Source organism: Pilimelia anulata, assembly GCF_014647895.1.
Classification (GTDB): Bacteria; Actinomycetota; Actinomycetes; order Mycobacteriales; family Micromonosporaceae; genus Pilimelia; species Pilimelia anulata.
Window position 1 is genome coordinate 891,459 of sequence record NZ_BMQB01000001.1, and the last position, 11,137, is coordinate 902,595.

Here is an 11,137-nt window from a genome sequence, read left to right on the forward strand (position 1 = left end):
TTCTACCACGCGCCGGTCCGCCCGGGGTGTCCCTGTCGGCTTCCCGACGCGGCGCGCGCGGCGAATGGCGGCGGTCGTATGGTGGGCCGACGATGACCGTCGAGGAGACCCCCGCCGCCGCACCGCCCGCCGCCGCGGGCGGCGCTCCCCGTCCGCGCCCGCCCGCGGACCGCGTCGCCCGGAATGTCACCGACCGCGGCTTCGCCGGCCCGCCCCTGGACGACCGCATCCCGGCCAGCGACGGCCCCCACCGGGACGGCCCCCACCGGGACAGCACCGACCGCGACGGCGTCGATCGGGTCGCTGCTGGCGCCCCCCACGCCGACCGGCGGGCCACCCTGCGGCGGCGGATCGTCCTTTGTGCGGTATTCGCCCTGGGGGCCGCGCTCGGCGGGGCCGCCGTCGCCGGCTACTCCGGGCTGGCCGACCGGCTGTCGCTGCTGGTCCCGGCGCTGTGCTGGATCGTCGAGGGCCTCGCGCTCGCCGCCCTGGCGACCTCCTGGCTGCGCGCCGGCCGCCGCTGGCGGCGGTGGATCCTGCCGGGCCTGTTCGCCGGCGCCGCCCTGCTGGTGTACGTCACGAAGTTCCTGCTGTGGCACACCGGCGCGGTCACCGACCCGTACCCGGAGCTGTTCCTGCTGCTCGCCGCCGCGCTGCTGCTCGCCCTGGCCGGGCTGCCGTTCACCCTGCGCGGCCACCGCCGGGCCGCCCGGATCGCCGCGATCCTCGCCGTACCACTGACCGCGCTCGGCGCGGGACTCTGCGTGAACCGCGAGTACGGCCTGTACGTCTCCGTCGGCGACCTGCTCGGCCACGGCACCCCGCTGACCGGGGTGGACCGCCTGCCGACCGGGCCCACCGCCGAGCTGCCCGAGCGGCCGCGCCGGCACCGGGGGACGATGGTCGCGTTCACCGCGCCGGGGGAGCGCTCCGGCTTCGTCGCCCGACCCGGCGCCGCGTACCTGCCGCCGGCCTACTTCACCCGCGAGCGGGACCGGCTGCCCGTCCTGCTGATGCTCCCCGGCACGCCGGGCGCCCCGCTGCACTTCGTCCGCTCGGGCCGGGCCGCCGAGCTGGCCGACCGGTACGCCGCCGCGCACGGCGGCCGGGGCGCGGTGCTGATCTTCGTCGACCCGAACGGCCGGTCCACCCACGACACCGAGTGCGTGGACGGGCCGCAGGGCACCTCCGAGACGTACCTGACCCGGGACGTCCCGGCGGCGGTCGCCCGCACCCTGCACGTACCGCACGACCCGCGCCGGTGGGGCGTGGTCGGCTTCTCCGCCGGCGGGACGTGCGCCGTGCACCTCGCGCTGCGCCACCCGGACCGGTTCGGCCACTTCGTCAGCATCGGCGGTGACCCCGAACCGGCCCTGCGCACGCCCGAGCAGACGCTGCGCGAGCTGTTCGGCGGCTCGGTGCAGAAGCAGCGGGCGTACCGGCCCGCCCGGATCCTCGCCACGCACCGCTTCGTCGGCATGACCGGCTGGTACGCCGCCGGCAACGCCGACCCGCACCGCCGTACCACCGCCCGCGCGCTGGCCGCGGCGAGCACGGCCGCCGGCATCCGCGCCCGGACCGTCATCGCCGACGGCGGCCACACCTGGCGGTTCGTGAAGACGGCGCTGGAGCACCTCCTCCCGACCCTGTACGCCGACCTGGGCGTCGGCGCGCCGCCGGGCGCGCCCGTGCCGCCGCTGCCCCGGGCGATCCCGCTGGGCCCGAACGCCGGCCGGCCCCGGCCCGCGCCCACCGCCCCGCCGGCCCCCGGCGGCAGCCCCCGACCCACCGCCCGCCCCGACCCGACGGCCGTCCGCGCCGCCCCGCCCGGCCTCCCGGCGGAAGCCGACCGCCGCACCCGCACCCGCTGACGCGATACCGGTGGCCGTGCCTCGCCACGACCGCCGGCCAGTGGCAGCGCGCCGCGAACGCAGCAGCCGGTGGCACCGTGTGGTCACCGACCACCGGGCGGCACCGCGTGATCCACCCACCGCCGGGCAGCCGCGACCGCCGGCGGCAGCGCGGGCAGGGTCGCGGGCCCTACCGGAACAGGCCCGCGGGCAGCGTCGCGTCGGTCGCCGCGAGCGCCTCGTGGTCCACCGTCGGGAACAGCGCCGCCAGCTCGCCCGCCCGCAGCTCGCCCAGGTGCCCGGCCGCGTGCAGGAAGGCCCGCTGCGCGTCCCGCGGTACGACCCCCTCGGCGAGCGTCCGGAACTTGCGCTCGTACGCCGCCCGGTCGAACGGCCGCGCCCCGCCCGGCTGCGCGTCGGGCACGGCGAGCGTCTCGGTCACGCGCCCGCCGTCGGCGAACGTCACCTCCAGCCGGCCGCCGCCGGTCCGCTCGGCCGGGTCGGGGCTGCGCTGCCGGCGGGTCCATTCAGGGTCCTCGGCCGTGCGGGTGCGCCGCCGCAGGGCGGCCGTGTCGGCCCGCGCGGCCCGCTCGGCGGCGGTCGAGTCCGTGTGGTGCCAGCCACCGTCCTGGAGCGCCACGGCCAGCACGTACGGCAGCGACCGGGCCGGCGCCGCCGGGTCGGCCGCCATGCCGGAGCCCAGCGCGTCGTGGGTGGCCCGGTCGGTGTGCAGGACCACGGACGCGATCCGGCCCACCCCGGCCGGGGTGTCGATGTCGGGCAGCCGCGGCCGCAGCCGCCGCGCCAGGTCGATCGCGGCCTGCGCGCGGTGGTCGACGGCGTGCGCCCGGACCCGGCTGGCGAGGATCCCGCGCAGCGGCTCGCCGGGCGCGGGCAGCGGCACCGCGGCCCCGCCCGCCGGGTCGCCGGTGAGCCGGGCGGCGAGTGCGTCCCCGCTCGGGTCCGGCGCCGCGATCCCGCCGCGCATCGTCCGGTCCACCAGCTCGACGGCGACCTTGCCGGCGCAGGCCGGCGCGCCCGCGAGCGCGCCGCAGGGGTGCGCGGCCCGGGCGAGCTGCTGCACCGCCCCGTACGTCACCTCGGTCGGCAGCCCGAGCAGCGCGCCCAGCCCGCAGGCGGCCGCGGTGCCGAGCAGCGCGGCGTGGTCGACCGGGTGCGGGCCGGTGGCCAGGGCCGCCTGCACCTCGTACGCGACCAGCAGCCCGCGCAGCAGGTCCGCACCCCCGGCGCCGGTGTGCTGGGCTACGGCGAGCAGCGCGGGCAGCGCCCCGGCCGGGTGGCCGGGCTCGGCGCCGGGGTACCCGTCGTGCAGGTCGAGTTCGGCGACCGCGACGCCGTTGGCCAGCGCCGCCCACTCCGGCGACACCCGCAGCCCGGCGGCCCCGCCGAACACCGACGCGCCGGGCGAGCCGGGGTGCGCCCTGGCCTGGGCCCGGGCGACGGCGACCGGCCGCAGCCGCAGCGCCGCGACCGCGGCGCCGACCGCGTCGATCACCCGGCTGGCCGCCAGCTCGGCGGCGGCCGGGTCGACGGGCCGCGGCGCGGCGGCCAGCGCGGCGAGCCGCCAGGCGAGCCGGTCCGGGCGGGGGGCGGACTCCGGACGTTCGATCACAGGGGCTCCCGGGGCCGGGTACGGGGGGTCGCGTTCACCCTGACCCCGCCCCGGTGCGCCGGTCGACACCCCCGCACTGCGAAATCCGGCCACGCATGGGTGACGAAACTGTAAAAGTTGCGGAACCCGGGTGCTACGTTCACGCGGGGGCAGTGAGGAGAGTCGATGGCACGGACCGCGGACAAGAAGATCTACGCCCGGGCCAAGCTGCGCCGCCTCCGCGACGAGCACGGGCTGAGCCAGACCGAGCTGGCCCGCCGGCTGGACATCTCCACCAGCTACCTGAACCAGATCGAGCACAGCCAGCGCCCGCTGACCGCCGCCGTCCTGCTGCGCATCGCCGAGGTGCTGGGGGTGGACCCCGAGTTCTTCTCCGACGTCGAGGAGGAGCGGCTGGGCACCGACCTGCGGGCGGCGCTCGCCGACGAGGCCACCGGCGAGCGGATCTCCCCGATCGAGGTGGGCGAGCTGGTCCGCGACCACCCCGGCGTGGCCCGGGCGCTGGTCGCGCTGCACCGCCGGTACCGGGAGGCCGCCGAGCGGGTGGCCACCCTGGCCGGCCCGGCCGGCAGCACCCCGGAGGCGCTGACCGAGCCGCACGACGACGTCCGGGACTTCTTCTACGCCCACCACAACTACTTCGACGCCCTGGACGTCGCCGCCGAGCGGCTGGCCCGCGACCTGGACGCGGTCCCCGGCCGGGCGGCGGTCGCGCTGACCCGCCACCTGGCCCGCGAGTACGGCGTCCGGGTGGTGGCGACCGCGCCGGGGCGGCCGGGCGCGGACCTGCGCCGGTACGACCCGGACAGCGGCGTGCTGTACCTGGCCGGCGGCCAGACCGACGGCCAGCGGGCGTTCCAGCTCGCCACCCAGCTCGCGTTCCTGCGGCACGGCGAGCTGATCGCGGCGCTGGCCGCCGGCCCGGCGCTCGGCGACACGGCCGCCGCCCTGGCCCGGCTGGGCCTGGCCGGCTACTACGCGGCGGCGGTGCTGATGCCGTACACCGCCTTCCACGCCGCCGCGGCCGACCTGCGGTACGACGTCGAGCTGCTCGGCGCCCGGTTCGGCGTCGGCTTCGAGGCGGTCTGCCACCGGCTCAGCACGCTGCAACGGCCGGGCCGGCGGGGCATCCCGTTCTCCTTCCTGCGGGTCGACCGCGCCGGCAACATCTCCAAGCGCCACTCGGCCACCGATTTTCACTTCTCCCGGCTGGGCGGGACCTGCCCGCTGTGGACGGTGTACGAGGCGTTCGCGGCGCCGGGCCGGGTGCTGACCCAGGTGGCGGAGATGCCGGACGGCAAGCGGTACTTCTGGCTGGCCCGCACGATCACCCGCGGCGGCTACGGCCACCGCGCCCCGCGCAGCACCTTCGCCGTCGCGCTCGGCTGCGAGCTGCGGCACGCGCCCCGGCTGGTCTACTCGGAGGGCATCGCCCTGGACGACCCGCGGGCCGCCACCCCGATCGGGCTCGGCTGCCGGATCTGCGAGCGCCGCGACTGCGCCCAGCGGGCCCGCCCGCCGGCCGGCGGGCGGCTCACGGTCGACCCGCACCGGCGGCCCGCGCTGCCGTACCCGGTGTCCTTCCCGATCCTCCCGGCGGCCCGGTCGGCGCCGGCCGGGGGCGTCCCGGCGGCCCGCTGGCAGGGGTGAGCAAGCCGATTCGGGTCACGATTGGCGCACGAATCGGTATCGAATGACGAACGGTGTGCCCCCGGTGGGATTCGAACCCACACTGTATGGATTTTGAGTCCACCGACTCTGCCGGTTGGTCTACAGGGGCGCCGCCGGCGGGCCGGTACGGCCGTGGAGCGCGGCGCGCCCAGCCTACATGTGCCGTACTGCCCGGTTCACCCACCACAGCCGGCCCCGCGGTCCCGAATCCGCCCGGCAGGGCCCCTTCCCGGCTGGTTGACCCCGACTGGCGACTGTTGTAACGGTTCGGTCAACGCCTGCCCGGGAGTCGTACTGATCTTGATCAGGGTGGGATAACGTCCCCGCGCAGGCCACGAAACGGTCGGTAGTCCGATCGTGCCTCAGCAGCCAGCGACGTGGGTGCGAACAGTACCGACAGGTGCGTGCATCGCCCGACTCTCGACTGCAATCAATGAATGAAGGGGATTCGAGCGTGAAGCAGAAGCTCGTACGGGCGCTCGGCGGTGCGGCGGTGGCCGCGCTGGTGCTCGGTGGCGGCGCGGCCTGCAAGGCCGGCGACAACAACGACTCGGGCAGCGGCAACGCTGCCTGCGACCTGAAGATCGGCTTCTTCGGCGCTCTCACCGGCGACGCGGCGGGTCTCGGCATCCACATGCGCAACGGCACCAAGCTCGCGATCGACCAGTACAACAAGGACAACGCGGACTGCAAGGCCGCCATCGAGGAGTACGACTCCCAGGGCGACCCGACCAAGGCGTCCGCGCTCGCCGCCCAGGCGGTCGGCGACACCAAGGTCGTCGCCCTGGTCGGGCCGGCGTTCTCCGGCGAGTCCGAGGTCGCCAACCCGATCCTGGAGAAGGCGGGCCTGCCGGCCATCACGCCGTCGGCCACCCGGCCGAGCCTGGCCGACAAGGGCTGGAAGATCTTCCACCGCGGGGTCGGCAACGACACCTCGCAGGGCCCGGCCGCCGGCCGCTACATCAAGAACGTCCTGAAGGCCGAGAAGGTCTACGTCGTCGACGACCAGTCGGCGTACGGCGCCGGCCTGGTGGACGAGGTCAAGAAGGTCCTCGGCTCGGCGGTCGTCGGCACCAACAAGGTCGCCGTGAAGCAGACCAACTTCTCCGCGGTCGTCACCGCCGTCAAGAGCAGCGGCGCGACCGTCCTGTTCTTCGGCGGCTACTACACCGAGGCCGGCCTGCTGCTCAAGCAGCTCAAGAGCGGCGGCTGGAACGGCACCCTGGTCGCCGGCGACGGCGTGAATGACCCGAAGTTCGTCGACGTGGCCGGTTCGGCGGCGGCCGAGGGCACGATCCTCACCTGCCCGTGCGCCCCGGCCACCAAGGCCAAGGGGTCGTTCGTGCCGGACTACAAGGGCGCGTTCAACGCCGACCCGGGTACCTACGCGGACGTGTCGTACGACATCACGAAGATCATTCTTGCTGGTATCAAGGATGGCAAGAGCGACCGCAAGGCGATGCTGGACTTCATCAACGCCTCCGACAAGGTCGGCGACGCCACGGGTGTGACCTACAAGTTCGAGTCCAACGGCAACCTGGACCCGGCGCAGGTCGTGGTGTGGGCCTACAAGGTGGCCGGCGGCAAGGTCGTCGAGGACCAGGAGATCCCCAAGGCCTGATCCGAACGCCGATTCACGTCGGCGAGCGACATGACCGCGGATGCGGCCGGGAGCGTGAGTTCCCGGCCGCACCCCGCTTCGTACACACCCCTGGAGCAACAACTTGGACTTCGCTGGACTACTGCGGGACTTCCCGCAGTTGACGATTACCGGGCTGGAACAGGGCGCTATCTACGCCCTGGTGGCCCTCGGCTACACGCTGGTCTACGGCGTGTTGCGCCTGATCAACTTCGCCCACTCCGAGGTCTTCATGATCGGCACCTTCGCCGCGATGTGGACCTGGGGGGCGATGGGCTATGACCAGAACAGCCCAACCCCGTCGGTCGGCATGGTGTTGGTGATCGTGGGCGCCGGCCTGCTCGCGGCCGTCGCGGCCTCCGCGCTGACCGCCGTGACGGTCGAACTGGCCGCGTACCGGCCGCTGCGGCGGCGCAACGCCCCTCCCCTCGCGTTCCTGATCAGCGCCATCGGCGCCTCCTTCGCCATCGCCGAGGCGGTGGGCATCTTCACCCACCGTGCCCCGGTGAGTTCGATCATGCCGATCCAGCAGAAAGAGGCGTTCGAGGTATTCGGCGCCTCGATCACCAACCTCCAGGTGATCCTGATCATCTCCGCCCTGGTCATGCTGGTGGCGCTGGACCTCTTCGTGAACCGCAGCCGGCTCGGCCGCGGCATCCGGGCCGTGGCCCAGGACCCCAACACCGCCGCGCTGATGGGCGTGAACAAGGACCGGGTCATCCTGCTGGTCTTCGTGATCGGCGGCCTGATGGCCGGCGTCGCCGCGCTGCTGTACAACCTCCGGTTCGGCACGTCGAAGTTCAACGTCGGCTTCCTGCTCGGGCTCAAGGCGTTCGCCGCCGCGGTGCTGGGCGGTATCGGCAACCTGCGGGGCGCCCTGCTGGGCGGCCTCCTGCTCGGGGTCGCGGAGAACTACGCCTCCGGCCTGTTCGGCGACCAGTGGCGGGACTTCGTCGGCTTCATCCTGCTGATCATCCTGCTCATGTTCCGCCCGACCGGCCTGCTGGGCGAGTCGCTGGGGAGGGCCCGGGCATGATCGAGAAAATGCGAAACCAGAGCAGCGCGATGAAGCGCCGCTGGGACGACATGCCGGCGCAGTTCCGCTGGGTGGCGCTCGGCGCACTGATCGTCTTCCTCTACCTGCTGCCGAACCGCTGGTTCTACGAGTACCTGTGGTACTTCCCGACCCAGAACACGGACATGGCGACGGTGCTCTTCGACACCGCGTTCTTCGTCCTGCTGGCGGTCGGCCTGAACGTCGTGGTCGGCTTCGCCGGACTGCTCGACCTGGGCTACTTCGGCTTCTTCGCCGTGGGCGCCTACACGGTCGCGCTGCTGACCTCGCCGGAGAGCAAGGCGCTCCTCGAGTACAACTGGCTCGAGAGCCCGCTGCCGTGGCTGTACGCGGTACCGATCGGCGTCGGGGTCGCGCTGGTCTCCGGCCTGCTGCTCGGCACGCCGACCCTGCGGCTGCGCGGCGACTATCTGGCGATCGTCACGCTCGGCTTCGCCGAGATGATCCGCATCTACGCCTCGCAGAACGAGGGCCTGCTCAGCGGCCAGCGGGGCATCTCCAACATCCCCAACCCGGTGCCGGACATCAAGGGCAGCGACGACCTCCCGCTGTTCGGGGTGGGCGACGCCAAGCCGTACTACTGGCTGGTCCTGACCGTGATCATCGTGGTGGTCATCGGGATGCGGAACCTCGAGCGCAGCCGCGTCGGCCGGGCTTGGATCGCGATCCGGGAGGACGAGGACGCGGCCGAGATCATGGGCGTCCAGACGTTCAAGTACAAGCTCTGGGCGTTCGCGATCGGCGCGGCCGTCGGCGGCCTGTCCGGAACCATGTGGGCCGGGAAGCTGACCTTCATCAACTCCGACAGCTTCATGCTGGAGTACTCGATCCTGGTCCTGGCCGCGGTCATCCTGGGCGGCGCCGGCAACATCGGCGGCGCGATCCTGGGGGCGGCGATCACCTGGTACCTGCCGGAGTGGATCCGTGGCATCGGCAAGGTGCTCGGCTGGGAGAAGGTCAACGTGGCGGAGTACCGCCTGCTGGTCTTCGGCCTGGTGCTCATCGTCATGATGATCTTCCGGCCGCAGGGCATCTGGCCGAGCAAGCGCCGGGCGGCGGAGTTCGCCGACCGTCGCAAGGAGGTGACCCCGGCATGAGCGAGCCGAGAATGGAAAGCGAGCGCGACGTCACCAGCGAGCGCGACATCGCCGGCGACGGCCGGGTACCCGGCCCGGGCACCCCGCCCGACGCGCCGGCCGGCAAGCAGCACGCCGCGGGCGGTCCGCCGTCGGCCGCGGGCCGCGAGCCGCTGCTGGAGGTGGACGACGTCACGCTGCGGTTCGGCGGCGTCGTGGCGCTCAACAAGGTCAGCTTCACGCTGTACAAGGGCGAGATCCTCGGCCTCATCGGTCCGAACGGCGCGGGCAAGACGACCTGCTTCAACGCCATGACCGGCGTCTACCGGCCGACCGAGGGCGAGATCCGGTTCGACGGGCAGCGGGTCAGCGGCCGCAAGCGGTTCCAGATCACCAAGATGGGGATCGCCCGGACGTTCCAGAACATCCGGCTGTTCCCCGAGATGTCCGCGCTGGAGAACGTGATGGTGGGCGGCGACGCCCACGGCAAGACCAGCGTGGTGTCGGCGATGCTGCGGCTGCCCCGGCACTGGCGGGAGGAGCGAGCGAACCGGGACCGGGCGCACGACCTGCTGCGCTTCGTCGGCATCAGCCGGCCGGGCGAGCAGGCGCGCAACCTGTCGTACGGCGAGCAGCGGCGGTTGGAGATCGCCCGGGCGTTGGCCACCAACCCCAAGCTGCTCTGCCTCGACGAACCCGCCGCTGGCTTCAACCCGTCGGAGAAGGACGCGCTGAACCAGTTGATCCGCAAGATCCGTGACTCCGGTGTCACGGTGCTGCTCATCGAGCACGACATGCGGCTGGTGATGGGGGTCACGGACCGGATCGTGGTCCTGGAGTTCGGCAAGAAGATCGCCGAGGGCCTGCCCGCGGAAGTGCAGAACGACCCCAAGGTGATCGCGGCCTACCTGGGGGTGCCGTCCGATGCTGCTTGAGATCGATAACCTGACCGTCGCGTACGGGCGGATCGAGGCCCTGCACGCGATCAGCCTGCAGGTCGGTGAGGGTGAGATCGTCTCGCTGATCGGCGCCAACGGCGCGGGCAAGACGACCACCATGCGGGCGATCTCCGGCATCCGGCCGGTCGCCAGCGGCAGCGTCCGCTTCAACGGCGAGGACATCACCAAGGTTCGGGCCGACAAGCGGGTGGTCATGGGTATCGCCCAGTCGCCCGAGGGCCGGGGCTGCTTCGTCGGCATGACGGTGCTGGAGAACCTGGAAATGGGCGCCTACACCCGGCGCGACCGGGCGGCCATCGCGAAGGACATGGAGCGGGTGTTCGGCCTGTTCCCGCGGTTGGCCGAGCGGCGCAAGCAGGTGTCGGGCACGATGTCCGGCGGCGAGCAGCAGATGCTCGCGGTCGGGCGGGCGCTGATGGCCCGGCCGAAGCTGCTGCTGCTCGACGAGCCGTCGATGGGCCTGGCGCCGATGCTGATCCAGCAGATCTTCGACATCGTGGTCGAGATCAACCAGCAGGGCACCACGGTCCTGCTGGTGGAGCAGAACGCGCAGCAGGCGCTGTCCCGGTCGCACCGGGCCTACGTCCTGGAGACCGGCCGGATCGTCAAGTCCGGCACGGGACAGCACCTCCTCCACGACCCCTCGGTCAAGGAGGCCTACCTGGGCGTCGCCTAGGCGGAGCGGGTCCGGGGGGCGGCGGTCGCGGTGGCGACCGCCGCCCCCCGGCGCGTTCAGCTGATCTTGCAGACGCCCTCGTCGTTGTTCTCGTTGAAGCCCAGCACCGCCACCTGGACGTCGGCGCCGACCGTGAGGGTCTTCGACCGCGTGCTGCCGGTGGAGGTGACCTCGCCGAAGTTGCTGCCGTGCCCGCTCGCCTGACAGGTGATCGTGCCCGTGCCCCGGATCCGGTCCGCGGTGATCGTCACCTTGCCGTCACGCCCGGAGCTGATGTAGCCCGAGGCGCACGTCGGGTGATTGCCGTCGAGCACGCAGCTCGCCGGCAGCGGTGCCCGCTCGGTGGCCGCTGCGGGCGGCGTTGCGGCGGCCAGGACCGCGGCGGCGGTCAGGGCGAGCGTCGTCAGCCGGCGGGCGTGGTGACTCTTCCTCATCGTTCCCCCGTGAGTTCGTGATGTCCGAGCACTGTCGCCCGTTATACGCCCGCCCGCCGCCCGGTGGGCACGGCAGAGTCGGATACCCGACTCCGTGGCCCGAGCTGACCGGGCACCGGGGGTG

The 11,137-nt window shown here is 73.3% G+C and carries 9 protein-coding genes and 1 tRNA gene; 7 read left to right on the plus strand and 3 right to left on the minus strand.

Annotated features, from left to right (window positions below; translation table 11 throughout):
- The first annotated feature begins 92 nt into the window (after positions 1 to 92).
- On the plus strand, positions 93 to 1,871 hold the full coding sequence (locus IEY94_RS03965; protein WP_189168602.1) for an alpha/beta hydrolase: 1,779 nt from the start codon (positions 93 to 95) through the stop codon (positions 1,869 to 1,871).
- Between the two features lie 169 nt (positions 1,872 to 2,040).
- Here IEY94_RS03965 and IEY94_RS03970 read toward each other — a convergent pair whose 3' ends face one another.
- Positions 2,041 to 3,483: an MmgE/PrpD family protein gene (locus tag IEY94_RS03970; protein ID WP_189168603.1), complete on the minus strand. Its 1,443-nt coding sequence runs from the start codon at positions 3,481 to 3,483 to the stop codon at positions 2,041 to 2,043.
- Positions 3,484 to 3,648: 165 nt separating this feature from the next.
- On the opposite strand from IEY94_RS03970, the gene IEY94_RS03975 reads away from it, so the two are divergent.
- Positions 3,649 to 5,133: a short-chain fatty acyl-CoA regulator family protein gene (locus IEY94_RS03975; protein WP_189168604.1), complete on the plus strand. Its 1,485-nt coding sequence runs from the start codon at positions 3,649 to 3,651 to the stop codon at positions 5,131 to 5,133.
- 56 nt (positions 5,134 to 5,189) lie between these two features.
- Here the strand turns inward: IEY94_RS03975 and IEY94_RS03980 are convergent.
- Positions 5,190 to 5,263 (minus strand) — tRNA-Leu (locus IEY94_RS03980).
- A gap of 345 nt (positions 5,264 to 5,608) precedes the next feature.
- Between IEY94_RS03980 and IEY94_RS03985 the strand changes: the two genes are divergently transcribed.
- The 5 genes from IEY94_RS03985 (at position 5,609) to IEY94_RS04005 (ending at position 10,579) form a co-directional block, all read left to right on the plus strand.
- Positions 5,609 to 6,775, plus strand: coding sequence for a branched-chain amino acid ABC transporter substrate-binding protein (locus IEY94_RS03985; RefSeq protein WP_189168605.1), 1,167 nt, complete (start codon positions 5,609 to 5,611; stop codon positions 6,773 to 6,775).
- 103 nt (positions 6,776 to 6,878) lie between these two features.
- On the plus strand, positions 6,879 to 7,829 hold the full coding sequence (locus tag IEY94_RS03990) for a branched-chain amino acid ABC transporter permease (protein ID WP_189168606.1): 951 nt from the start codon (positions 6,879 to 6,881) through the stop codon (positions 7,827 to 7,829).
- Positions 7,830 to 7,858: 29 nt separating this feature from the next.
- On the plus strand, positions 7,859 to 8,965 hold the full coding sequence (locus IEY94_RS03995) for a branched-chain amino acid ABC transporter permease (protein WP_229783327.1): 1,107 nt from the start codon (positions 7,859 to 7,861) through the stop codon (positions 8,963 to 8,965).
- Complete coding sequence (locus tag IEY94_RS04000) at positions 8,962 to 9,879, plus strand: ABC transporter ATP-binding protein (protein ID WP_189168608.1); 918 nt, start codon at positions 8,962 to 8,964, stop codon at positions 9,877 to 9,879. The genes IEY94_RS03995 and IEY94_RS04000 overlap by 4 nt, the downstream gene beginning before the upstream one ends.
- Positions 9,869 to 10,579 carry an ABC transporter ATP-binding protein gene (locus IEY94_RS04005; RefSeq protein ID WP_189168609.1) on the plus strand — a complete coding sequence of 237 codons (711 nt, stop codon included), beginning with the start codon at positions 9,869 to 9,871 and terminating at the stop codon, positions 10,577 to 10,579. Before IEY94_RS04000 ends, IEY94_RS04005 begins: the two co-directional genes overlap by 11 nt.
- Positions 10,580 to 10,635: 56 nt before the next feature.
- Here IEY94_RS04005 and IEY94_RS04010 read toward each other — a convergent pair whose 3' ends face one another.
- Positions 10,636 to 11,013: a hypothetical protein gene (locus tag IEY94_RS04010; RefSeq protein WP_189168610.1), complete on the minus strand. Its 378-nt coding sequence runs from the start codon at positions 11,011 to 11,013 to the stop codon at positions 10,636 to 10,638.
- Between the last annotated feature and the right edge of the window lie 124 nt (positions 11,014 to 11,137).

Excerpts from the sequence above, each read along its gene's own strand:
- IEY94_RS04010 (WP_189168610.1), bottom strand. The coding sequence starts at position 11,013 with ATGAGGAAGAGTCACCACGCCCGCCGGCTGACGACGCTCGCCCTGACC.
- IEY94_RS04000 (WP_189168608.1), top strand. The coding sequence starts at position 8,962 with ATGAGCGAGCCGAGAATGGAAAGCGAGCGCGACGTCACCAGCGAGCGC.
- IEY94_RS03975 (WP_189168604.1), top strand. The coding sequence starts at position 3,649 with ATGGCACGGACCGCGGACAAGAAGATCTACGCCCGGGCCAAGCTGCGC.
- IEY94_RS03965 (WP_189168602.1), top strand. The coding sequence starts at position 93 with ATGACCGTCGAGGAGACCCCCGCCGCCGCACCGCCCGCCGCCGCGGGC.
- IEY94_RS03995 (WP_229783327.1), top strand. The coding sequence starts at position 7,859 with ATGAAGCGCCGCTGGGACGACATGCCGGCGCAGTTCCGCTGGGTGGCG.
- IEY94_RS04005 (WP_189168609.1), top strand. The coding sequence starts at position 9,869 with ATGCTGCTTGAGATCGATAACCTGACCGTCGCGTACGGGCGGATCGAG.